We start from the raw sequence: 23,431 nt of genomic DNA on the forward strand, positions 1-23,431 counted from the left end.
ATGATGATAAAAAAATTGATAAACCTGCTCTATGCCGCGGTACTGATAGCGCCCGGGGCTGTCTATGCGCAACCTGCTGGACACGCCGGACAGGCAAAAACGTTTTCGATTGCCGTTATCCCCGACACCCAGTACAACACGGAGGAAAGCCAAGGGGGTAATAATGCGCTGTTTGAAAGCATGATCCAGTGGGTGCTGGACAACCGCGAGAAAGAAAATATCGTATACTTGGCGCATGTGGGCGACATTACCGACAAGGGCGATCGCCAGCCAGAGCAATGGGTTAATGCGGCGAAGGCCCTGTATCCACTCGAAGAACCGCTTCCCGGCCTGCCGCACGGCCTGCCGTACGGCTTGGCGATCGGCAACCACGACCAGTATCCCAGCCAGTTTGCGGTAACCGGCAAAACGGAAAACTACAATAAGTATTTCGGGGTGGACCATTTTAAGGGGCGCGACTACTATGGCGGACATTTCGACGACGATAACGACAGCCACTACGACCTTATCTCTGCTGGTGGGTTGGACCTGATTATCATCTACATTGAATACGACGCTTTTGACGAGCAGCAGGACGCCATGAACGACTGGGCGGTGGAATTGCTGCAGCGCTACAGCGATCGAAAGGCGATTATCGTGAGTCATTACATACTGGGTTTCAATCCTGTAGCCGGTAGTAATGTCGCCGGACCGGCGGCCTTCGGTAAACAGGGCCAGCGGCTGTACGACCGGATCAAGACGCAGCCCAACGTGTTCCTGATGCTGTGCGGCCACGTGGGCGCTAATGGCGAAGGTTACCGGCAGGATACCTATGCGGGGCATACCGTCAAGACGATGCTGTCGGACTACCAGAGCCGGCCGATGGGAGGGAACGGCCTCATGCGGCTGCTGACATTCGACCTGGAAAAAGACGTGCTGCATGTGCGTACGCTGTCGCCGTACCACGGGTTGGAAGAAACGGACGACGACAGCAGGTTTACCGTGCCGCTCTTCCGGGAGGCTGCTGCCAGTCGGCAGTTCGATTTTAACTTCGATGGCAAAGCGGATATTTTTCGATTCATGGGCGGCAACTGGTATGACGCCGAAGGGATCAAAGCATCGCTGGGCCAGAAAGGCGATATCCCCGTGCCCTCGTATTACCGCCACTTCGGCAAAACCAGCCCCGCGGTGTACCGCCGGGCAGAGGCGGCATTTTACCTGAATGACTGGGAGGCGACCCCACTGGGCGAGGTGGGCGACGTGCCGGTGCCGGCAGACTACGACGGCGATGGCGTTGCCGATGTGGCCGTATGGAATCCGCGTACCGCAGAGTGGCTGGTAGCCGGAAGTGAACCGGTAAAGCACGGCTGGGCGGAGTCGGTGCCTGTGCCGGCCGACTACGATGGAGACGGTGCTGCCGAACGGGCGGTCTGGCGATTCAGCAACAACACGTGGTACATCGCAACGGTGGGTAATGTGCCGTTCGGCGAAAAGGGCGACGTACCGGTACCGGCGGATTACGACGGTGACGGTAAAGCCGATATGGCCGTCTGGCGCCCCGCGACCGGCGAATGGCTGGTCTATGGACAGGAGGCCCCCCTGGCTGCGCTTGGAAAACGGGGAGACCTGCCCATACCGGGCGACTACAGCGGCTCGGGCAGGGTGCAGGCGGCCGTGTTTGATCCGGCGGAAAAAGCGGTGATCTTGAAGGATGGAACACGTATTCCCATGGAGGCGTCCATTGACGAGGTGGTCAACCTGCCATATGCGATCAAGGCCTATTACCTCGAATTGCTAAAAAAGTAAACCGTCGTATACGTTAATTGCCAAAATCCTGTCCCGCAACCGCGGGACAGGATTTTTGTTTATGCGGCAGGTTTATCGTTGACGATGCCTAAATTTTTATGACAATTTTGGGTGATGGTTGTCGGTGTAAGTGCCTGCCGAACGGACTTGATGCAACGGATGGTCATATGATATTAGAACTCTACCCCATCATTTATACCTATCCAATATATATTTTTTGATAATATACTCAGTCGCCGGCTTTAACGCTTTCCCTTTATCCATTGGATAGACTCCTTTCGTGGTATAAAACTCGGCGCTATCCTGGGTCGGTTTAGCATACCAAACTTTCCCTACGGATTTTAACGTCAAGGTATCCGGACTCATAATTTTCCGGAAATTTTTCACTAGTTCTTTATCCAATGGTATAATCTCGGCATCCTCGATCTTTTCATTGCATGCGATCGGTACATAGCGATCTGTTTTCCAGTACATGCATTCACGGTCAAAGCTATCAGAAATCTGATAAGCACCTGCCATTCCGGCAAAAGCTATGGTACCATATAGAGCAGACTTTTTTAATCTGGATAAAATGCTAGGTTTTATTGTCTGTTCTTCTGATGGGGGCGTTTCCTTGTGCTCATTATCTCCTTCTTGGGCAGAATCCTTAATTCCACTTTGTGCCAAATTATCTTTGGGCGGTTCTTCATTTGTGTTTTCCTCGTCTGCCTTTCCGTCCACATTTCCCCCTTTATTGCCGTTTCGTTCTCTCACCCATTTATCGTAGGGGCGAGGCTGAAAATCAATCAGCACCGCCAATAGCTTTACGATAGGTTCGCGAGGTCTGGTAGTCCTGCCGATCATAAAATTCCGCAACGACCTAAATCCAACTGCTCCGAACTCTTGTATCCCGGTTTCGAGATCCGGATATTTAGTAAGTGGATTGAATATTCGATTTAATGTCGGTAAATCATCCGCCAGTTCGCCTCTGTAAAAAAGCGTTAGGCAATAGTTCATCAATTGCGTTGGAGCAGCACGCTCCAGCTCAATAGGGAGTAGGTGCTTTTCCTTCTTTTCGAGGTAAGCGTTTATCACCTCTTGTTGAAATCGATCAAAATCAGACATCACCGCAAATTAAGCCCATTTACCTAATCGGAAATTACGGGAAACCGTATCATTTTATCCATTCATTTTATCGCCATCGGCACCGGAAATTCCGGAAATCCATCGGAAAAACCAGCATAGTGCCGGAAACACCGGAAACATAGGAAACACTTGATGATTAGTAGATTATGCAATATATGTTTGCATCAGAAATCAGTTCAAGTATTGATTAGTCAACAAACAAAGGTACTAAACAGATTTCAAAACGAGAAGAGGCAGCGGAGGCTGTTAACCGGTTGGGAAGCAGTTGATAGCTCCCGCGGCCGAATCTCACACTTCCCAACAATTCAGAAGGCCTTCTGAAAAAATTGTAGCAACCCCCGCGGGAAGGATCCGCGGGGACCTACCAAGTTTTTCAAGTAAAATTTTGAGTTATGTATAGTGTATTTTTTGCTATATTGATGGGATTGCTGTGTCCTTCTCATTCGAATCACAATCATCAGGGAAACGGTACCGTCCAGACAATGGGTGAAGGCGAGCAGGGGACGGGTGGGGATACGGGCGACGTTCGGCCACCTAAAAACCCCTGATCCGAATACTTTAAGAAATAGCATATCGGAGAAAAGGCAGCCATTGGCTGCCTTTTTTGTTTACCGTCTGATATTTGGTTATTGCAATTTTTCAGTAATTTCGGATCATATTCGATTCCAATTGAAAAACTTAACCTGCTATACGCTGTTTTTGATTCTCCTGTCTTGTTCGGCTGACCAAACTCAGGAAGAAGCCTCCGTTGCAAACCCATATTATGATCAAGCGTTTGCTTATTTAGATGCAGGAAAGGCCGACAGCGCATTCCGGTATTTTGATCAGGCAAGGGAGTTGTTTTTGGCAAACAAAGACAGCTTACGTGTCGCAGCCTGTTTGATACAGATGGCCATTACCCTGACGAATCAAAACGACTATTTCGGAGCACAGGAAACCTCACTTCAGGCCAATGATTATTTGGACGTCGAAAATCCCCAACATCACATTTATTTAAGTTCAAATTTTAACAACCTGGGGAGGTCCACGTACTTACTCAAAGATTTCGACCGCGCGATATCATTCTACGACTCAGCCATTCAGTTTTCAGATGATTCATTGAATACACGTATTTTTTTGAACAATAAGGCAAAAGCGTATCATGACAATAAGCAATACGCAGAGGCGCTGAAAATATATGAACACATCATTCAGGAAAACAGCAAAAACCCTCGGGAATATGCCCGGGCGTTGACCAATATCTCTGATACCCGATGGCACCAAAACCCTGCCTACAACGCTGCACCACATTTGTTAACCGCCTTGCATATCCGCGAGCAGGAAAACGATAAATGGGGCAAAAACTCCAGCTATGCGCACCTTGCAGCGTACTACGAACAAAAACGTCCTGATTCGGCGCTGTTTTTTGCCCGCAAACGCTACGCCATAGCCCGGGAAATAAAAAGTGCCGATGATCAGATTATGGGGCTACAGATGCTTATCAGACTAAGCTCGCCGGATTCCACAAAATGGTATTTTGATGTCTACCGGCGTTTGAGCGACAGCGTACAGCTTGCCCGTGCGGCCGCCAAGAACCAGTTTGCCCTTATCCGTTATGAAGTTGAAAAGAACAAGGCCGAAAACCTAAAGCTGCAACAAGAAAATGCCGTGCGGAACCTCCAGATCAACAGGCAACGCACCATAACCGGAATGGTTTCCCTGTTTGCCATTGCGTTAATTGGGGGCGGTATGTATTGGTATAGAAAGCGAAAACAGCGATTGGAGCTGGAAGCACAGAACCGGATAAAGGCAAGCCAGTTGAGAACCTCCAAAAAAGTACATGATGTGGTAGCCAATGGGCTTTACCGGGTCATGGCCGAGATCGAAAATAAAAGCGATATCGATCGGGAAGGAATTCTGGACCGCCTCGAGGATATGTATGAAAAATCCCGTGATATATCCTATGAAGCGGAAGACCCACCTATTCAACAAATCGACTACCATCAGAAAGTAACCGACCTGCTTGCTTCCTTCGCTACGGATTCCACAAAAGTGCTGATTGCAGGTAACGATTCCGACGTGTGGGCCGACCTGTCTGTCGAAGCTAGGTACGAAATTGAGCATATTCTGCAGGAACTAATGGTCAATATGAAGAAGCACAGCCGGGCCAGTCACGTTGCCATGCGGTTTGAACGACACAACCATCAGTTTTCGATTCACTACTCCGACAACGGAATAGGCTTGCCCCCTAACTTTCAAAAAGGCAACGGACTGGTCAATACGGGAAACCGTATAAAAAATCTACAAGGCGATTTTACCTTTGACACCGGGGAGAATGGACTGAAGATTCGCATGACTTTCCCGTTATCTTAAATTGACCACGGATGTTCAAAAACGTATTGATTGCCGAAGACCATGAAAGCGCTAATATCTCGGTGCAAAAAACACTGGAAGAACTGGGCATCAACGGTGCCAAGTATGTTTACTATTGTGACCATGCGCTTACCTGGGTGCGAAACGCCCTTCGTAGCGGAGAACCTTATGACCTGCTCATAACCGATCTGTATTTCGAGAAAGACCACTATGAACAGCAGCTTTCAGACGGAAAGGAATTAATCCAGGCCGTCAAACAGGTGCAGCCCGGTCTTAAGGTCATTGTCTTCTCAGCCGAGAGCCGGCCGGCCATTGTCGATGGACTTTTCAAAACGCTTTCGATAGATGGGTATGTCCGCAAAGCCCGACGCGATGCGCAGCATTTAAAGGAGGCATTGCAAGTGGTTTATGGCAATAAAACCTATCTCTCTCCCGATTTGAAGCAAACCGTCAGGGAGAAGAACTCCCACGAGTTTACCACTTTCGATGTGACCATCATCTCCCTGCTCTCCAAAGGGATGCTCCAAAAAGACATTCCCTATTATTTACGTCAAAACGACATCAAGCCATCGGGATTGAGCAGCGTCGAAAAGCGTCTTAATCTGATGAAGGAAATTTTGGGGTTTTCCAAAAATGAACAGCTCATCGTCTATTGCAAAGACATTGGTATCATTTAATCCTAAGCCGCATGAAATACACCCGGCGAAAATATTATGTGAATACCGAGATCAGCGCTGACCGTCAGGTTCATCGAGAAGACTGCCCACATCTGCCACCGCCGGATTGCCGCAAGTACCTCGGCGAATTTTACTCGCCAATGGCCGCCGTGGTAGAAGCCTTAAAAACACACCCCTCGGCTTATCATTGCAAGGCGTGTACCCCGGAGTAAGTACCCATGAAATCCCAATTGTTAACACTCCTTTTCACTGTGGCTACTGCATTATGCGGCGGTTGCTACGTCCAATCGGATGATCATGACGGTTACAGCAACAGCCATTTGGCCAATGTAGCCGCTAACGACGTTAAATAAAATCGAAGGTTTACGGTTTCCCGTAAGGAATAGGGTTATACACCATCTACTTTTGGTGCTGTAGAATTACAATACAGACCTACGAAAAACAGATTTAAAACAATAACCCTAGATGAATACCATGGACTTTAAAGACGAGATCCGCCAGTTCGGCAAGCGCGTGGATAGGCTGTTGCCACAGATTAAAACCGAGGAGGCCACCAAAACCTCGCTCATCATGCCCTTCTTGAAAATCCTTGGGTACGATGTGTTTGATCCCTTCGAAGTACACCCTGAGTTTATTGCCGATATCGGCATCAAGAAAGGGGAGAAGGTAGACTATGCCATTCTAAAGGATGAGATGCCCGTCATCCTGATCGAATGCAAACACTATGCAGACGGACTCGATCCGCACAATTCCCAGCTGTTCCGGTATTTTCACACCACTACCGCTAGGTTTAGTTTGTTAACCAACGGGCTGGAGTACCGGTTCTATACCGATCTGGTTACACCCAATAAGATGGACGAAAAGCCGTTTTTCGAGTTTAAGATTACCGAGATCCGGGATAACGAAATTGCCGAGCTGCGCAAGTTCCACAAAGCTGTCTTTGACCTCGATAGCATATCTTCCACAGCCAGTGAGCTGAAGTATTTCAATGAACTCAAAATACTCATCGCCGGCGAGATGCAGAATCCTACAGAGGAATTCGTGCGCTATTTTGCCAAGCAAGCCTATCCCGGTTTGGTCACCGCCAAAGTGATGGACCAGTTTACCCCGCTAGTAAAAAAGGTGTTCAACCAGATCATCAATGACCAGATCAGCGAGCGGCTCAAAAGTGCCTTAAAGAAAGAAACCGAAGAAGATGAATCAACTAAGCCTATACAAGAGCCGGAGCCGTTGGTCGTCACCACCCAGGATGAGATCGACGGCTTCCTCATTGTGAAGTCCATTTTACGGAAGGAGATCGAGGTCGGCCGTATTTTCATGCGCGATAATCAATCCTATTGCGGTATCCTCCTGGATGATAATAACCGTAAACCCATCTGCCGGTTCTATTTCTCGGCCAATCGCCTACGGATAGGACTGTTTGATAGAGAGAAGAAGGAGACGCGGCACGATATCGAACGACTGGATGACATCTATAAGTATTCGGAAGAGATTCTGGAGACGGTGAGTAATTATTAAAATACGGAGATAAAGGCTATCGATTACGGGTTCCCGTAAGGGCCGCCAAAATAGCAAGAGTACTTTTGAAAAGTCAATTAAAGAATTATGGCAATCAATTTACAAAAAGGTCAAAGAATAGGAATTCAACTTAGTCGTATGACTATTGGCTTGGGGTGGGATCCCAACGAGGGGACTGGGTCCGACTTTGATTTAGATGCTTCGGCATTTATGATCGACATAAATAAACACATTCCTTCAGAGCCGTTCTTCATTTTCTATGGAAATACCAATTCTCCCGACGGCGCATTGCAGCATACCGGTGACGATCCGACCGGCGGTAATAGCATCGACGGAGATGACGAAAGCATTAAAGTCGATCTTTCAAAACTTGATAGCAGTATTCATGAAATTCTTTTTGTGGTCACCATCCATGCTGCTTTAGAGCGGAGACAAAACTTCGGACAGGTACGGAATTCTTATATCCGGGTTGTTGACGAGAGCACCGGACGTGAAGTCGCGAAGTATGAATTGGGAGAGGATTTTTCTATTGAAACTGCAGTGGAATTTGGGCGACTGTACAAGCGAGACGGCCAATGGAAGTTTGAAGCTTCTGGGATAGGCTATAAAGAAGACCTCGCTTATTTTGTTTCAAAGTACTATAAAGGTCAAATAATTCAATAATCAACCATGGCAATTAATCTACAAAAAGTTACACTCGAAAGACAAGGCGATAGTCATTCGATCAACCTCTCAAAAGATGGCGGCTCCATCTTACGCGAAATCACGGTAAACTTGAATTGGTCACAAGGAAAAAAGGGCTTATTAGCAGGACTTTTCAATAAAAGCGTGGACCTTGATTTAGGATGCTTCTATGAATTAAACAACGGAGAAAGAACCGTAATCGATGGTTTGCAGTTCTCAAAAGGCCGGGGCGGCGCAAGGGATAGGTTTACCCGGCAGGGAAGATACACGGATACCCCTTGGATTTGGCATGCCGGTGATGATAGAGGGCAGAGTACTGGTTCTGGCGAGAACATTTTGATTAATCCAAAAGGAATTAGAGATATCAAAAGAATTTTCGTTTACTGTTTCATTTATGAGGGGGTTGCCCGGTGGGAGGAAACTAACGCTGTTGTTACGGTGAGTGTGCCCGGTAATCCTAGTATCGAAGTCGAAATGGGACGCCAATCCAGTTCTCATAAGTTCTGTGCCATTGCGGAAATATTGTGCGCTCCAACTTCAATTAAGGTGAAGAAATTGGTGACTTTCCATAATTCACATGGAGATTGTGATCAAAAATACAATTGGAGCCTAGAATGGACGTCTGGTGCTAAATAAATGGCCGATGACCAACGGCTGCATCATCTCCATCTACCATGATATCCTTTGGCTTTGGAAACATCTACTTTATATAACATAAGAATGGTACGTCATCTAGTCGACGAGCGACCGTTTTTACACTATTCTTTCGATTTGTGGGGCACTCTCATCAAATCCGATCCTCAGTTCAAGAAAGAGCGAAGCCGTTACTTTTTTGAGAATTTCAACCCATTGCAAAAATCCTTAGAGGAGATAGAAATCACCTTCAAAAGGGTAGATGTAATGTGTAATGCCATTAACGAGAAAACAGGACACAATATCAGGTCTGAGGAAATGTACTTGATGGTCTTGGCAGAAATCGGAGAAACGAGTGACTTCTCAAGGTATGACTTGGTTGAAATGAACTATGCCATGGAGAATCTTGCTTTTACGTTTATGCCGGTAATTTATGATACATCAATTGTTGAAACGTTATCGATTCTGAGAGAAAGAAAGGCCACAATAAGCCTTCTTAGCAATACCGCTTTTATCACAGGGCAAACGCTTAGGAAGATATTAAAAAGAATTGGTCTCGCGGAATACTTTACATTTCAACTGTATTCCGACGAAACTGGTTTCTCCAAGCCAAGCCTCAAAATGTTCGAGATCTTGTATCAGCATGTTTTGCAGATTAACCGGTATGTAGGCAAAACCGAAATTATTCACATCGGTGATAACAGCGTGGCTGACATTGGGGGAGCTGTCAGTTACGGGATTCAAAGCTATTTAGTAAATACAAAAACAAATTAAAATGGATTCACGCAAATACGCTCGATATCAGATTGATAACGAATTTACCTTTCCATTCAATCCCATAGCATACAGCCGTTTCAAATTCGGGGATGGCAATATTGCTAAAAGCTATGGCACAGAACTCGCTGTTGGATTCATACAAAATTGTTTAGCGAATGAAGTCGTCATACCGCAGTTTGTGGTCATTTCCAGTCCATATTCTTTCATTCCTACGGCAACGTTTGTCATGAAAAACTATTTTGTTTCCTATTTAAATAAATGGTTGGCCGGTCATGATTTTCCAGTCGTCCAAGAGGCGAAAATCCATCGAAAAATCACATACAAAGAAGATTATGGCGAGCTTGATGCGGAGCAAAGGATGGCGTTAATTGGAAACGATGAATTTCATATAGATGTTGGATTTCTTAAAGGGAAGGACTTGATTTTCTTAGACGATATTCGAATTACAGGAAGCCATGAAAATATGATTTTAAAGATGGCTGCCCAATATGAGATCGATAATAAAGCTTGGCTGCTATATTTTGCGGAATTGACCAACAAGCAAATTCATCCTAAAGTCGAAAATTACCTTAACCATGCGTTTGTAAAGAATATTTTTGATTTAATTCCCATTGTGAGTAACCCAAATTTCCGGGTCAACACAAGGATTACCAAATATATCCTGAACGCCGATCCAGACGCCTTTAATATCTTTATTCAGAACCAGTCTCCAATTTTCGTTGAGCTACTGTTAGATATGGCTATCGGCAATCAGTACCATCAAATAGAGGCGTATAAAGCTAATCTTGATAAACTACAAGAAGTTAATAAGCAATTAAACTACATAAGCTATGGCAATTAATCTACAAAAAGGCCAGCGGGAGACCATTGGCGCACAGAAATTTATTATCGGTTTGGGATGGGATACAAACAGTTCGTCGACCGGAACTAGTTTCGACTTAGATGCGTCCGTATTTATTCTTGGCGAAGACAAAAAAATCTTGTCCGATCAACACTTTGTTTTCTATAACAATTTAAGCAGCCCAAATGGCTCCGTAACGCATACCGGAGACAACCTAACCGGAGAGGGTGACGGGGACGATGAACAAGTAATCGTCGATTTGTCAAAAATTGAAGGTGAAGCTACTGAAATTACCATCGTTGTTACTATTCACGATGCGACAACGAAAGGGCAAAATTTCGGTCAGGTAAGAAACTCATTTATTAGGGTATTGGATGCGAGCAGCAATGAAGAGATGCTAAAGTTCGAATTGGACGAGGATTTCTCTGTGGAGACGGCGGTGGAATTTGGGCGGATTTACAAAAGGAATGGAGAGTGGAAATTTGAGGCTGTCGGTATGGGTATGAAAGGTGGATTACAAGATTACTTAAACAAATTCAACTAAATCGATGGCAATTAGTTTACAGAAGGGGCAGCGGATAAGCCTTGAAAAGAATAATGGCGACAAACTGAAAACCGTTTGCGTTGGCGTCAATTGGGGCGCAATTGAGAAGAAAAGCTGGCTCGGAGGCATATCTCAAGAGGCTGTCGACTTGGACGCAAGTTGTGTCCTGTATGATAATTCCAAAAACGTCATCGACGTCGTTTACTTTGGGAATCTAAAATCGAAAGAAGGAGCCATTAAACATAGCGGCGATGATTTAACCGGCGATATGGGTGGCGATGACGGCCTGGATAACGAAGTTATCACCGTCGACTTTACTAAACTCAAAGATAACGTTGGTTATGTGTCCTTTGTATTAAATAGTTTTAGAGGTCATGACTTCGCGGCCATTCCGTTTGCAACCATCCGGATATATGAGGGTACACCTACCCGAGTGAATGACGTTTTTGCTACCTATGACATCGTGAGAGGTGCCGGCTTTGCAGGGCACGTTTCAATGGTGTTAGGGGTATTCTATAAGAAAAATAGCGAATGGAAATTTAACGCCATTGGTGAACCAACTAAGGATAAAAAGTTAGAACAAACAATAACTACAGTGGCATTAAATTATTTATAAGATGAGAAGGCTACCCGTATATCTATTACTCGACACCTCCGGCTCAATGACTGGTGAGCCCATTGAGGCCGTTAAAAACGGAGTCCAAGTGATGGTTAGTTCCTTGCGGCAGAACCCGCAAGCTATCGAAACTGCATTCTTAAGCGTAATTACTTTCGATAGCAGTGCGAAACAAATTATCCCATTAACCGATCTAGGAAGCTTCCAGATGGTCGATATCAAGGCAACAGGAACGACGGCATTGGGAGATGCGTTGAAATTGGTAAGTAATTGTATTGAAAAGGAAGTCGCTAAAACCAGTACTGAAACCAAAGGTGATTGGAAACCATTGGTCTTTATAATGACTGACGGGATACCAACAGACGACTGGCAAAGCGGTCTAAACGAATTTCGGAAAAGCAAGACGGCTTATACGGTAGCTTGTGCAGCTGGTAGCGGTGCAGATACCTCCATACTAAAGCAGATTACAGACAATGTATTAAGTTTAGATACAGCAGACAGTCAGAGCATTGCCAAATTTTTCGCATGGGTTACCGCTTCTATCGGCGTTTCTTCTACCAAAGTAGAAGACGCTGGCAAGGAAGTCATTGGTTTAAATGAACTGCCACCACCACCATCGGAGTTGAACATAGTCGTATAAATACGCTGTTATTCATATTCAATCCAAAAGCTATGTTTTTCAAAAAATTTGGTTTCTCGTTTTCATGGAAAAGAGCATTGGGAATAACCGCTGCGAGGCAACATTTTTCAAGAAGAACAGGCATACCTACAACCAGAGCAGGTGCAGAGCGAAAGTTTGCTCGCCTGCTTTTCAGATTGATACTTGGAAAAAAATAAACATGAGAAGATTGCCTGTATACCTTCTTTTGGATACTTCTGGATCAATGAACGGTGAGCCAATTCAAGCGCTGAATAATGCGCTGAGTGGTATGATCAATAGCCTGCGTTCGGATGCTCAAGCTGCGGAAACATTGTGGATCAGCGTCATTACATTTGACAGAGAAGTAAATGAAGTCGTTCCGCTAACCCCGTTAGAGACGTTTCAGTTGCCTGAGATTGTTTGTCCCGAAAGCGGCCCTACATTTACAGGGCAAGCATTGCAAGTACTTTGCGAGAAGGTAAATAATGAAATCAGGCGTGGCTCACCGACCCAGAAAGGTGATTGGCGACCGCTGTTGTTCATTTTTACAGATGGTAAACCTTCAGACTCGCTGTTGTATAGTGAAACCTTGCCGAAAATTAAATCACTAAATTTTGGTGCAATAGTAGCATGTGCTGCAGGTCATGCGGCCGATAGTAAAAGACTTTTGGAGTTAACTCCAGATGTCGTGAGTCTAGATACGGCTGATATTACTTCATTAAAGCAATTTTTTGAATGGGTGTCCGAAACCATTGAACAAGGAAACAAGAGTATGGGCACGACTGACAATGTCAAGCTGCCCCCACCCCCGTCAGAAATACATTTGGTCATCTAACCCTTATGAGCAGACGTTTACCGATTTATTTTCTAATTGACGTTTCTGAGTCAATGGTTGGCGAGCCCATCCAACAGGTAGAAGAAGGTTTGTCTACCATTATCCAGACGTTAAAGACCGACCCAATTGCAATGGAGACCGTTTACGTATCGATCATCGTATTCGCTGGTCAGGCCAAGACATTGGTTCCGTTACACGAGATCATCAATTTCTACCCGCCAAAGTTTCCGATTGGTAGCGGTACCTCCTTAAGCAACGGTTTGGGACATCTGATGTATGAGCTTCGTAAAAATACGATCAAAACTACCGCAGAACAAAAAGGCGATTGGAAGCCGATCATTTTTCTGTTTACCGATGGCGTTCCAACAGATGAAACCAGCAGTGCGATAGTTGAATGGAAACAAAACTGGCAGCGCTCATGCAATATGGTGGCTGTCTCTTTTGGCAAAGAAGCCGACAGCGGGCTATTGGGTGAACTTACAGACAACGTACTGATGTTTAAGAATACCGTTGCAGAGTCTTACAGGGGGTTTTTCAAATGGGTAACGGCTTCCATTAAGACGAGTAGTGTAAGCGTTGAAAGTAATTCGTCCGGGTTTGAACTAGCTGGTTTGGACGATGCATTGATCGAGAAAATCGATCTTAATAAAGGAAAACATCGTCAATGGGCTGACACCAATTTTGTCGTACTGACAGCAAAATGTCAAAATACAAAACGCCCGTATTTGATGAAATACGCAAAAAGTATCCATGCCAATAGCTTTAAAGAACTGCCGCTTGAAACCCGGTCCTACGGACTCGTTGGTGCTTACCAGATAGATAGCAGTTATTTCGAACTGTCCGACGGGAATAACTTTTCGAATAAAATCAACACCGAAGAATTAACAGGATATCCGAGCTGTCCTTGCTGTGGTAATCAATTTGCCTTCGCCTTGTGCAGTTGTGGCAATCTCCATTGCATAGGCCAGGAGGAAATGAACACCTGTCCTTGGTGCAATACAGAAGCAAGTTACGGGCACGGCGGTAGTTTCGATGTCAATCGTAGTCAAGGATAAAACTGGTAACATGTCAGACGTTAAATCGTACATACAAAATCTGTTCACAGCAAAGGGAATAGCTGTTGCAAAAAGCAAGACGCTGCTTTTCGAAGAGTTCGCAGAAAGTCGAGGAAGTGAGGACGCAGTATTGACAATCATGGAAAAACAAAACTACCTAATGGATCAATGGGTACTTAAAAACAGAATTGCCGATATTCTCGCTTTGCCCGTGGTTATTCCTAATGCCACAGAAAGAAGGGAATACACGGCCAAAATCGACTTAACGCAATTGGGCTTAAGCGATTTGGTTGTCTTGGGTTGGCAGGGGTTGGAAGAAATCGGTTTGAAGTACGATCAAGAAACGCATTCGATCGAAGGGACCCCCAATCAAAGCGGAGATTTTAAGCTAGTATTACGTTTTAGAGTTAGGGGATACGAAGCTTCCAGTTCTAGTGAAAAGGTTCTCTCGCTGATCGTAAATCCTGACCCTAAGACCCTGTGGAGAACGATACCCAGCGACAAAGAGGCAATATTTTGGAAAGACGATGACGTTTGCGCGTTTGGCAAGCTAGGTAACAAGCATATTGTTGTTGCATCGAACCGTGGCCGGTCTCACGAAAATAATGGGTCTTTCCGCGAGGACGATTTTGCGTTCAAATTTATGGAAAATACAGGATGGTCAATAGTCGCCGTCTCAGACGGAGCTGGAAGTTATCCGCTTTCTAGAAAAGGATCGCAATTGGCTTGCCATTCGATTGTGGAATACTTTGAAAATCAATTGGAGCCAACATATTTCATTGAACTTGATGGCAAATTTTTAGATTTTGAAGAGTCGAAAAATGAAGTTTTATTAAGAGAGATCGAGGTAGATATTAAGCAAAAAATGTACAGATCGGTATTATTTGCTCACAACCAGATTAAAGCAGTTGCAGAAGCAACTTTCAAGTCAAACCCAGAATTTTTCAATAATCCAAAAGCAAAGAGCCTGTTAGAGTATTTTCATGCAACGTTGATTTTCGCGTTATTCAAAAAGTTCGATTTCGGGTACGTGATTTTGACCTTTGGTGTCGGAGACTGTCCCATAGCGGTTATAAACAAGGACAAAACACAAAGCACGTTGTTGAATACGTTGGACGTGGGAGAGTTCGGCGGCGGTACCAGGTTTCTCACACAACATGACATTTACCACCTAGAAGCAAATCCTATTCCAATGGCTGACCGTTTTAATATGCACATTACGACCGACTTCAGTTACCTGTTTTTAATGACTGATGGGATTTACGACGCGAAGTTCACGGTTGAAGCAAACCTAGAGCGGCATGAAAAATGGATTGCATTTTTAGCGGATTTGCAGGGTCAAAATGAAGATCACATCAGCGTAAATTTGAACCCGAATAACGAAAATATTGCCAATGAATTGGCTCATTGGATGGATTTCTGGAGCCCCGGAAATCATGACGATAGGACACTGGCCATTATCTTCTAATCGCTAAAGATATGCGCACTAAAACCGTACAATCCATAATCAATCAAGGCAAGACCTATCAATATGTTGATAACGGCGAGCCCATGCGAGGAGGCATGAAAGACGTCTATTTCAGTCCAGACAAATCTTATGTTGTCGCGATCTATCGCGATCCACAAGACTTCAATTCTAGAGAACGCTTAAAGCGAATTGCCACCCAATATTTCGAAAGTTTTTTTGTCAAGGAGCCGATAACCGGGGCTTTCTACAAGCAACTTTATAGTTGGCCGACAGACGTAGTTGAGGTAGATAAAAAAGTAGGAATCATCGTACCAAGCTATAATAAAAACTTCTTCTTTAAGAAAGGCTACGTCACGAACGATTTGCTCAAAGGAAAAGAGAAAGAAGGAAAATGGTTTGCCAGTGCCAAATTTCGAGCTAGCCAATCAAGGACCAAGCTCGACCCCTCAGAGTTGGGTAATTGGTTAAGCTATTTTCAGATTTGTGTAAACATCGCACGGGGTGTAAAGCGGTTGCATGCAGCGGGCTTAGCACATTCAGATTTGTCTTATAAAAATGTACTTATAGACCCGGTTACAAAAACAGCAGCCATCATCGATATTGATGGTCTAGTAGTGCCCAATCTTTTTCCACCTGATGTTATCGGTACAGCAGATTTTATTGCCCCGGAGGTCTTAGCAACCAAACACCTTTCTAAAGACGATCCAAATAGAAAGCTGCCCAGTCGGCTTACAGATTTGCACGCCTTGGCAGTGCTTATCTATATGTATCTTTTGTATCGACATCCTTTACGAGGTGGAAACTACTTCGGGGCAATTGATACCGAAAAGGAGGAAGATTTGCTAATGGGCGAAAAGGCACTTTTTGTTGAGCATCCCACTGATAACAGTAATCGCAATTTCAAGAGAGAATACGGAGATAACCTTCAAAAGTTTCTTCCGTGGACCGATTTGCGGAAAACGCCATATACGATAACAGGGCCTTATCTAAAAAGCCTATTTGATCAGGCATTTATTAAGGGATTACATCAACCTATGCAACGACCAACAGCTAGTGAATGGGAGCAGGCGTTGATTAAAACCAACGATTTGAAGCTAGAATGCAGCAACTCATCGTGTGATCAAAAATGGTTCATTTATACAAACACTGTTGACACGAGATGTCCTATCTGCGGCACCAAATATAAACAGTCGATTCCCGTATTGGACTTTTACTTTCAATTCAAACCAAACGTTTGGAAACCAGAAAATCAGCGTTTAGTGATCTATAATAGCTCAACTTTGCATCACTGGCATATCAATAGAAATATTATACGCAATGAGCGGTTAACTGACGTTGACAAAGTTCCTGTCGGATATTTTTCTTTTTACAATGGCAAGTGGCTATTCGTCAATCAGAATTTGAATTCTTTATCAGACAAAACCGAAAATAGAGACATACCTGCCGGCGCAATGGTCGAGCTGACCAATGGCAAACAGCTATTGTTGTCTAAAGAAGAAGGGGGGCGAGTGGCAGTTATTTCCTTAGCAAATCAATAATCAACTATTAATTATCACTATCACAAAATGGAAACGAGTATTCTAGAATTACACCCTGGTTTGGTCTGGGGTTTTGCAATCACAGTAGTCGTTATGCTACTGTTAGACTTGGGCGTATTTAATAAGAAAAGCCACGTTGTCTCTTCCAGGGAAGCTACCGTCTGGACCGTTGTCTGGATTTCGTTGGCGATGATCTTCTCGGGGGTGGTGTACTGGGTTTTCAGCCAAGACGCTGGCGGTACAGAATTGGCAGTCGAAAAATTCACACAATTTCAGGCAGCTTACTGGATTGAAAAGGCGCTTTCAGTAGACAACCTCTTTGTTTTTATTCTGGTATTCTCTTACTTCAAAGTGCCTCGTTCATTGCATCATAAAGTGTTATTTTGGGGAATAATAGGAGCATTGGTGTTCAGGGCCATTTTCATTTTTGCAGGAGTAGGCATAATTAACATTACGTTTCTGCCGGAAATGGAGCTTTTTGGTAAAGCAGTTACGGTCAATGTCGTACTAACTTTATTTGGGCTTTTCTTGATGTATGCAGGTATTAAGTCTTGGGGCGGGGATGATGGCGATGACGACCAGGATTTTGCTAATTCTGCTGGCGCAAAACTGGTACGGAAATTATACAAAGTGAGTGCCGACTACGATGGAGATAAATTCTTCACTTTCCAGAATGGTGTAAAGATTGCAACACCTTTACTGGTTGTTGTGGCAGTTATTGAGTTTACGGATGTGCTGTTCGCTGTGGATTCAATTCCTGCTATTTTTGCGATTTCAAAGGATCCCTTTATCCTTTACACGTCAAATATATTCGCTATCCTGGGTCTACGGTCACTTTACTTTCTATTGTCCAATTTCATTCATATGTTCAGCAAACTTCCATACGGTTTGTCAGTAATTTTAACTTTTATCGGGGTTAAGATGATCATATCCCCATGGTATCATATACCATCGCCGGTTTCCTTAGCAATTGTTGGAGGGGTCTTGGTTTTATCGGTGGTTTTGTCATTGGTGTTTCCGGAAGAAAAGGAAGCAGTAGTCGGTTAAACTATTTTCGATCTTTCAGTGAAATATGGCGCGATTCCTGAAAATACTGTCCAGCATGCGTTGCCGCCAAAGCCTAACCGGATTAGAAAATCATTCTGATCCGGTGAAGTTTGGGCTTTCTTTATTAGTTGATACCGTTACCTAGAAGCTTTAATAAATTAACCTGTTCCGGTAAACACAGCCCATTATATATTACGTGGCCGTCCTTGCACAATTTCTACATATCTTCGCGCCATGTTTAGCCGCGTCCTTGTTTTATTTCTATTTTTAACCAGTACATGTACAACCACCAGATACCTCTCCGGCGAAGTTGTCCGTGTTGCTGATGGCGATACGTTTACGATGTTGGTGGACGGACAGCCGCAACGCATCCGGCTGCACGGTATCGACTGTCCGGAAAAGGGGCAGCCGTACAGTCGCGTGGCAACACAGTTTACCAAAGACCTATTGGCATCGGGCAAGGTAAAGGTTCAGGAGATGGATACCGACCGGTACGGGAGGGTTATTGGTATCGTTCTGATCAATGATACCATTAACCTCAATGAGCGCCTTTTGGAGGCGGGTTTAGCCTGGCATTACAAAAACTACGACCACAATCCCCAATGGGCAAGACTTGAAAATGTAGCCCAAACGGCAAAGCACGGGCTTTGGGTAGAAAAAGATGCTATAGCCCCGTGGGAATGGCGCAAACGCAAACGAACCGAACGTAGTGAATAAGGGTTGTTGCGTCCAAATAAAGATAGCTGCTCAAAATTCCCTATCTTTAACCCTCAAACCTGCTATGCATATGAGCGACTGGCAAGACCTTATCAAAAAGCTGCGGCAATTCAACGAAGAGCGCGATTGCGCAATTCCACAACGCCAAGGACCTGGCATTGGCGCTCAGCATCGAAGTGGCGGAATTAAATGAGCTTTTCCTTTGGAAGAAGGCCGAAGATGCCGATCCGCAAAAAATCAAAGAAGAACTGGCCGATGTGTTTGCCTTTGCCCTGCAATTGGCTGAAAATACGACCTTGACGTCAATCAAATAGTAACCGATAAAATTGCCAGAAACGCAGAGAAATACCCCGTAGATAAAGCCAAGGGGAGCGCAAAGAAAGAAGCTGAACCTATTGCAGAAACTTCCTTGCAATCATTATTCGGTGTATACCAATCCGAGGAAAGTGCGGACGATATTATCGAGGATATACGTAGTTTGCGTGTTTTCAAGAGGAATATTGAGTCTCTTTGATAAAACTATCTGTTTGAAAATATTTGTGTAGCTACAGACAATTGTTTTTTTGCACAAACGGAGTGGGGTGTCCCCGGTCAGCCGGGAGCCAAGCGATGAGCTTGGCCCCCGCTTTTTCGCGTAAAGCTTGTTGTAGTTGTCAATAGAAGTCATTATCTTTGTAACCAGTAGTTTATACGTTATGGCAATTGCAATTAAATCGATACCTGTTCTTAAATCAGAGGCAGCTGAAGCTTTTGAAAAGAAGGTGTATGCCAATAATGTGTCTATTCCGATTTATTTGACCCACCGTTCTTATAATTTGACCCACCCCCGGAAGACATCAAAGAACGGTTTCTATTATCAATAATAACACTAATATCCGGATAGTGCCAACTATAATTTTTTTCCCCTGAGTGAATCGCCTTTCAGCTCGATACGGTGTGCATTTGCTGTCAATCTGTCAAGGAATGCATCGGCCACGGCGGGGTCGTTGAGGTAATCGTGATAGCTTCCCACGGGCATCTGGCTGGCCACGATGATGGATTTTCGTTCATACCGGTCTTCCATGATCTGCAGCAGGGCGAGCTTAACTTCGGTCGGCATCACCTGCAGACCGAAGTCGTCCAGGATGATCAGCGGTATGCGTTCCATTTTGGCCAGCAGATTGAGATAGGTGCCTTCCAGTTTGGCCATGGTGATTTTCTCGATGAGTTTGTTCATGTTCATGTAAAGGGTTTTATAACCCTGTGAACAGGCCTGGTAACCCAATGCGCAGGCCAGGTGCGATTTTCCGGCCCCGGCCGGGCCGCTGATCAGCACGGGCTGGGCCTGGCGGATATAGGTTCCCTCCAGCAGCGTAGCCAGCTGCTGTTTGCCGAGGTTGCGTTCCTGCGAGCAGATCACGCTTTCGGGCTGTGCGGGCAGCCTCAGCCCGGCCATCCTGAGGTACGTGGCCGCCCGTTCGCTTTTGCGGTTGAGTGCCTCGCTCTGGGTGAGGTGTGCCATCAGTTCATGGGCTTCCAGTTGCCTGTCCACGGGCAGTTCGAGCTGCCCGGCATAGGCGGCGGCCATGCCGCGCAGTTTCAGCTCCTTGAGCTGCTGTAAAGTTGCTTCATTGTTCATTGCATTGCTGTTTATTGTTTAACATGTAATCTTGATTATCCACCGGTGCCATTTATCAATAAAATGCCGCCACCCTGTGCCATCAACCATAACCTGCCCGCGCGGCGAGCGCCCGCCGGAGGCATGGCGTTGCTTCCGCTGCGATCAACGGTAGGCATCCTTTCCCCTGATGTTACCGTGCGGTGGCTGCACGGGGCCACCCGGGCCAGAGAACAGGTCGGACGGTGCTTTGTCCAGCCCTTTTGCCAGTATGTTCCTTACCATGTTCAGCGATGGCTTTGCCACGTGTTCCAGCCGCCTGCACGCCGCTTCCAGCCGGCCCGAGAAACCATCCTTCTGGTTGAGCTTGACCAGGGCGATGCAGGTGCGGTAGGCCTGCGTGCGGTTCGGGTACCGGGCGATGATACGCTCGATGACCAGCCGTGTGCAGGGGCCGATGGCATCGGCTATCCGGTAGAAATAGTCGTTGGTCCATCCCCGCCGGGCCACGATGGCCCGGTGTGACGGGGGGACGTGTTCCCCGACCGTGGTGTAGATCGCCGTCCCCTCCCTGCGGTGCACGGCGATGCGCTGGCGGGTCACGTCATCCAGGTAGACCTCAACGGTATCCCGGTCGTAATAGATCCGAACGCGCTGGCCGATGTACTGCCAGGGCACGCTGTAATGGTACATCACCCTGCTGGTCTCATGGATGATGTACACGTGGTTGTTCTTTTCCACCGTTCCCATGCGCAGCAGGCGCGGGGTGAACAGCGTGGCGGGCAACGGCCTGAGCAATGGCCGTTCGTGTTCGGCGAACAGCTGCATGCGGCTCAGGGGCGACTTGCGGAACGGCCGGGCGTTGAGCTTCTCCACCTGTGCGGTGATGGCGGCATTGAGTCCGGCAAGGCTGTGGAAGGTCCGGTGGCGCAGCGGCGTGTAGATGCGGTCGTAGGCAATCGATACGCTGCGCTCGATATACGGCTTATCGGTCGGTTCGTACGGGCGTGTTGGGGAAAAGCACGTGCCGTAATGTTCGGCCATCTGCTCGCAGGCATCCGTCAGCACGGGCTCCTCCCGTCCGCCCTTTTTGACCAGCGTGGCCATGTTGTCGCAGATGATGTAGCCCGTGGGTACGCCGCCGAATGCGGCCAGCATCCGTCCGATGCACGCGGCTACATCAGGGAACTGCTGGGTAGGCACCGCCCGGCAGAAAACAAGCCCGGAGAAAACCATCACCCCAAGGAAGATCTCGCAATCCACCACCTCACCGGTTTCCGTATCCACGTAGCCCAGTTTGCTGCCGGCAAAGTCGATCTCGATGACCTCCCCGGGGCCGTAATGCTGCGGCAGGGAGATATCCATCCCTTTAAGGTACTGCCTCCACAGCAGGCAGTACTGGCTGTAGCTGTAACCGTCCGGGTGCGCCTGCCGGTATTCCTCCCAGATCACCTGTTTGTTCCCGCGCCTTTTCACCAGGTGGCTTTTCTCTTTCCCGAAGTGCTCCACCAGCGCCACGTGGCGTTCACTGTTGAATGACCCTGTCTCGGCGGGATGGACGATGCTGCCCAGCGCCTCATCGTCAATGCCCGTGATATCCGCACCGTCACCGTATTCACGGATGTACTTGCGGACCGAATTGCGGCTGATGCCCGTGATACGCGCGATCTCCCGGATCGTCCTGTTGTTCTGGTACAGCCCGAGTACCTGTCTGATTCTGCTCATTGCTAATGGTTTCCTGCTCATCGGCGTACAATCCTTTGTTTATCGCGTTTAATGAAACGGCTAAATAAGGGATCGTCTGCCAAAACCATCGATGATATCCCCGGGGGTGGGTCACTTTACTTAAGAATAACGGGGTGGGTCACTTTACGCCGGAATGTCAGTAAAGGAGACCCCGGTCCGGCAACAGCCATATCCGATATACGTTATTTGCTTTTTAATTAATACGGAATGCCGGTGACTTTCGGTACTTTTCACCTGAAGTTTAGGCGGGTCAAATAACTTAAGAATGGTGGGTCACTTTACATCGGTGCAGACAATAATGAGAAAAGGGCTACCATTGATTTTTCAAAACAGATTAACCAAGCAGCCAAGATTTTAGCCAAGGCCAAAATCAAATAGACCCAATTGTTTTGTTGTTAGACGAGTGTACCCTAAAACCTTATGGTGAAGAGTTACTTCATCAATGTGAACCGTTTGATTGCGGAGATGGCGATTTGAATGATTTTTTCGAAAATGATTCCCTGCATTATTCTCGAAATCTCATGGGCAAATCATATTGTTTCACGCTTGATGCTGATCCTCGGATGATCGTGTGTGCATTCACTGTGTCCAATGATAGCATCAAGGTTTCTGATTTGCCGAATGCTCGAAAAAAGAAAGTGAACCAACAAATCCCAAGGGAAAAGCAATTCCGGAGTTATCCTTCTGTGCTAATTGGCCGGCTTGGTGTCAATAGTGCATTTCGCGGCAAGGGCATCGGCCATGAATTGATGGACTTTATCAAGTCTTGGTTCGTGGATGAAGGTAATAAGACCGGTTGTCGTTTCATTGTCGTAGATGCTTACAATAACAACGGAGCGCTGGGATATTACGAACGTGAAGGATTCGGTTTTCTTTTTAGCACAGAAGATCAGGAAAAGGAATATCTGGACTACACTCGGGATCATCAGCTTCATACGAGGTTGATGTATTTTGATTTGATTGTTTTGACTTCGTAGGTCATAAACTAAGAAAGATTCACATTCTATTTTCAACTATAGGTAAGCAACTATCCACCCGGATAGTCGGTGCCGCTATGCGTGAAAAATCGAACTCCTGAAGATTAGCGATGCTTTGGAAAGGTCGTTTAATGTAAGCGGTAATTAAAAGTGCAGCGTTTTTGGCAATCAGGAATACATAGTTTTCGGCAACAAAGAGTGCATAACAATGGCAACAATAAGTGCAGAACGTTTGCAAATGTATATCAGTCGTTTTGAT

Annotated in this window: 25 protein-coding genes; 21 read left to right on the forward strand and 4 right to left on the reverse strand. The window is 46.0% G+C overall.

Going from position 1 to position 23,431, the window contains the following annotated elements; genetic code table 11:
• Positions 1 to 1,785, forward strand: a complete 1,785-nt coding sequence (locus ACFQRK_RS12070; RefSeq protein WP_379006927.1) for a metallophosphoesterase — start codon at positions 1 to 3, stop codon at positions 1,783 to 1,785.
• 189 nt (positions 1,786 to 1,974) lie between these two features.
• Here ACFQRK_RS12070 and ACFQRK_RS12075 read toward each other — a convergent pair whose 3' ends face one another.
• Positions 1,975 to 2,889, reverse strand: a complete 915-nt coding sequence (locus ACFQRK_RS12075; protein ID WP_379006929.1) for a hypothetical protein — start codon at positions 2,887 to 2,889, stop codon at positions 1,975 to 1,977.
• A 413-nt stretch (positions 2,890 to 3,302) separates the two neighbouring features.
• Here ACFQRK_RS12075 and ACFQRK_RS12080 point away from each other — a divergent pair, with 413 nt between their 5' ends.
• The 19 genes from ACFQRK_RS12080 to ACFQRK_RS12170 all read left to right on the forward strand — a co-directional run bounded on the left by ACFQRK_RS12080 (position 3,303) and on the right by ACFQRK_RS12170 (position 19,166).
• On the forward strand, positions 3,303 to 3,458 hold the full coding sequence (locus tag ACFQRK_RS12080) for a hypothetical protein (protein ID WP_379006931.1): 156 nt from the start codon (positions 3,303 to 3,305) through the stop codon (positions 3,456 to 3,458).
• Positions 3,459 to 3,579: 121 nt separating this feature from the next.
• The gene (locus ACFQRK_RS12085; RefSeq protein WP_379006933.1) at positions 3,580 to 5,262 is read left to right on the forward strand and encodes a tetratricopeptide repeat protein; all 1,683 of its coding nucleotides are present in this window, start codon (positions 3,580 to 3,582) and stop codon (positions 5,260 to 5,262) included.
• Positions 5,263 to 5,273: 11 nt separating this feature from the next.
• Positions 5,274 to 5,939 carry a response regulator gene (locus tag ACFQRK_RS12090; protein WP_379006934.1) on the forward strand — a complete coding sequence of 222 codons (666 nt, stop codon included), beginning with the start codon at positions 5,274 to 5,276 and terminating at the stop codon, positions 5,937 to 5,939.
• An 11-nt stretch (positions 5,940 to 5,950) separates the two neighbouring features.
• Positions 5,951 to 6,151 carry a hypothetical protein gene (locus tag ACFQRK_RS12095; RefSeq protein WP_379006936.1) on the forward strand — a complete coding sequence of 67 codons (201 nt, stop codon included), beginning with the start codon at positions 5,951 to 5,953 and terminating at the stop codon, positions 6,149 to 6,151.
• A 253-nt stretch (positions 6,152 to 6,404) separates the two neighbouring features.
• Positions 6,405 to 7,457 (forward strand): type I restriction endonuclease, encoded by a 1,053-nt coding sequence (locus ACFQRK_RS12100; RefSeq protein ID WP_379006939.1) that lies wholly within the window; start codon positions 6,405 to 6,407, stop codon positions 7,455 to 7,457.
• Between the two features lie 87 nt (positions 7,458 to 7,544).
• A complete protein-coding gene (locus ACFQRK_RS12105) occupies positions 7,545 to 8,120 on the forward strand; it encodes a TerD family protein (protein ID WP_379006940.1) in 576 nt (191 codons plus the stop codon).
• Positions 8,121 to 8,126: 6 nt separating this feature from the next.
• Positions 8,127 to 8,777: a stress protein gene (locus ACFQRK_RS12110; protein ID WP_379006942.1), complete on the forward strand. Its 651-nt coding sequence runs from the start codon at positions 8,127 to 8,129 to the stop codon at positions 8,775 to 8,777.
• 84 nt (positions 8,778 to 8,861) lie between these two features.
• Positions 8,862 to 9,548: an HAD family hydrolase gene (locus tag ACFQRK_RS12115; RefSeq protein ID WP_379006943.1), complete on the forward strand. Its 687-nt coding sequence runs from the start codon at positions 8,862 to 8,864 to the stop codon at positions 9,546 to 9,548.
• Between the two features lies 1 nt (position 9,549).
• Positions 9,550 to 10,392: a phosphoribosyltransferase family protein gene (locus tag ACFQRK_RS12120; RefSeq protein ID WP_379006945.1), complete on the forward strand. Its 843-nt coding sequence runs from the start codon at positions 9,550 to 9,552 to the stop codon at positions 10,390 to 10,392.
• Positions 10,382 to 10,936 carry a TerD family protein gene (locus ACFQRK_RS12125; protein ID WP_379006948.1) on the forward strand — a complete coding sequence of 185 codons (555 nt, stop codon included), beginning with the start codon at positions 10,382 to 10,384 and terminating at the stop codon, positions 10,934 to 10,936. Before ACFQRK_RS12120 ends, ACFQRK_RS12125 begins: the two co-directional genes overlap by 11 nt.
• 4 nt (positions 10,937 to 10,940) lie before the next feature.
• Positions 10,941 to 11,552 carry a TerD family protein gene (locus ACFQRK_RS12130; RefSeq protein WP_379006951.1) on the forward strand — a complete coding sequence of 204 codons (612 nt, stop codon included), beginning with the start codon at positions 10,941 to 10,943 and terminating at the stop codon, positions 11,550 to 11,552.
• Position 11,553: 1 nt separating this feature from the next.
• Positions 11,554 to 12,192: a VWA domain-containing protein gene (locus ACFQRK_RS12135; protein WP_379006952.1), complete on the forward strand. Its 639-nt coding sequence runs from the start codon at positions 11,554 to 11,556 to the stop codon at positions 12,190 to 12,192.
• Positions 12,193 to 12,256: 64 nt separating this feature from the next.
• Positions 12,257 to 13,027, forward strand: coding sequence for a VWA domain-containing protein (locus ACFQRK_RS12140; RefSeq protein ID WP_379006955.1), 771 nt, complete (start codon positions 12,257 to 12,259; stop codon positions 13,025 to 13,027).
• A 5-nt stretch (positions 13,028 to 13,032) separates the two neighbouring features.
• On the forward strand, positions 13,033 to 14,082 hold the full coding sequence (locus ACFQRK_RS12145; RefSeq protein ID WP_379006958.1) for a TerY-C metal binding domain-containing protein: 1,050 nt from the start codon (positions 13,033 to 13,035) through the stop codon (positions 14,080 to 14,082).
• Between the two features lie 10 nt (positions 14,083 to 14,092).
• Positions 14,093 to 15,550, forward strand: a complete 1,458-nt coding sequence (locus ACFQRK_RS12150; RefSeq protein ID WP_379006959.1) for a PP2C family serine/threonine-protein phosphatase — start codon at positions 14,093 to 14,095, stop codon at positions 15,548 to 15,550.
• 11 nt (positions 15,551 to 15,561) lie between these two features.
• Positions 15,562 to 17,088: a helix-hairpin-helix domain-containing protein gene (locus ACFQRK_RS12155; protein WP_379006961.1), complete on the forward strand. Its 1,527-nt coding sequence runs from the start codon at positions 15,562 to 15,564 to the stop codon at positions 17,086 to 17,088.
• A 27-nt stretch (positions 17,089 to 17,115) separates the two neighbouring features.
• Positions 17,116 to 18,135 carry a TerC/Alx family metal homeostasis membrane protein gene (locus ACFQRK_RS12160; RefSeq protein WP_379006963.1) on the forward strand — a complete coding sequence of 340 codons (1,020 nt, stop codon included), beginning with the start codon at positions 17,116 to 17,118 and terminating at the stop codon, positions 18,133 to 18,135.
• 234 nt (positions 18,136 to 18,369) lie between these two features.
• Positions 18,370 to 18,852, forward strand: a complete 483-nt coding sequence (locus tag ACFQRK_RS12165; RefSeq protein WP_379006965.1) for a thermonuclease family protein — start codon at positions 18,370 to 18,372, stop codon at positions 18,850 to 18,852.
• A 158-nt stretch (positions 18,853 to 19,010) separates the two neighbouring features.
• Positions 19,011 to 19,166: a MazG-like family protein gene (locus tag ACFQRK_RS12170; RefSeq protein WP_379006966.1), complete on the forward strand. Its 156-nt coding sequence runs from the start codon at positions 19,011 to 19,013 to the stop codon at positions 19,164 to 19,166.
• A gap of 575 nt (positions 19,167 to 19,741) precedes the next feature.
• On the opposite strand, the gene istB is transcribed toward ACFQRK_RS12170, so the two are convergent.
• Together istB and istA are read right to left on the reverse strand one after the other, a co-directional pair.
• Complete coding sequence (gene istB / locus ACFQRK_RS12175) at positions 19,742 to 20,470, reverse strand: IS21-like element helper ATPase IstB (protein ID WP_379006968.1); 729 nt, start codon at positions 20,468 to 20,470, stop codon at positions 19,742 to 19,744.
• A 144-nt stretch (positions 20,471 to 20,614) separates the two neighbouring features.
• The gene (istA, locus tag ACFQRK_RS12180) at positions 20,615 to 22,174 is read right to left on the reverse strand and encodes an IS21 family transposase (RefSeq protein ID WP_379006969.1); all 1,560 of its coding nucleotides are present in this window, start codon (positions 22,172 to 22,174) and stop codon (positions 20,615 to 20,617) included.
• Between the two features lie 410 nt (positions 22,175 to 22,584).
• Here istA and ACFQRK_RS12185 point away from each other — a divergent pair, with 410 nt between their 5' ends.
• Positions 22,585 to 23,172, forward strand: coding sequence for a GNAT family N-acetyltransferase (locus ACFQRK_RS12185; RefSeq protein ID WP_379006971.1), 588 nt, complete (start codon positions 22,585 to 22,587; stop codon positions 23,170 to 23,172).
• 19 nt (positions 23,173 to 23,191) lie between these two features.
• Here ACFQRK_RS12185 and ACFQRK_RS12190 read toward each other — a convergent pair.
• On the reverse strand, positions 23,192 to 23,431 hold a 240-nt coding region (locus ACFQRK_RS12190; protein ID WP_379006973.1), incomplete at its 5' end, for a hypothetical protein.

This window comes from Parapedobacter sp. GCM10030251 (genome assembly GCF_042666505.1).
In the GTDB taxonomy this organism is placed as follows: domain Bacteria; phylum Bacteroidota; class Bacteroidia; order Sphingobacteriales; family Sphingobacteriaceae; genus Parapedobacter.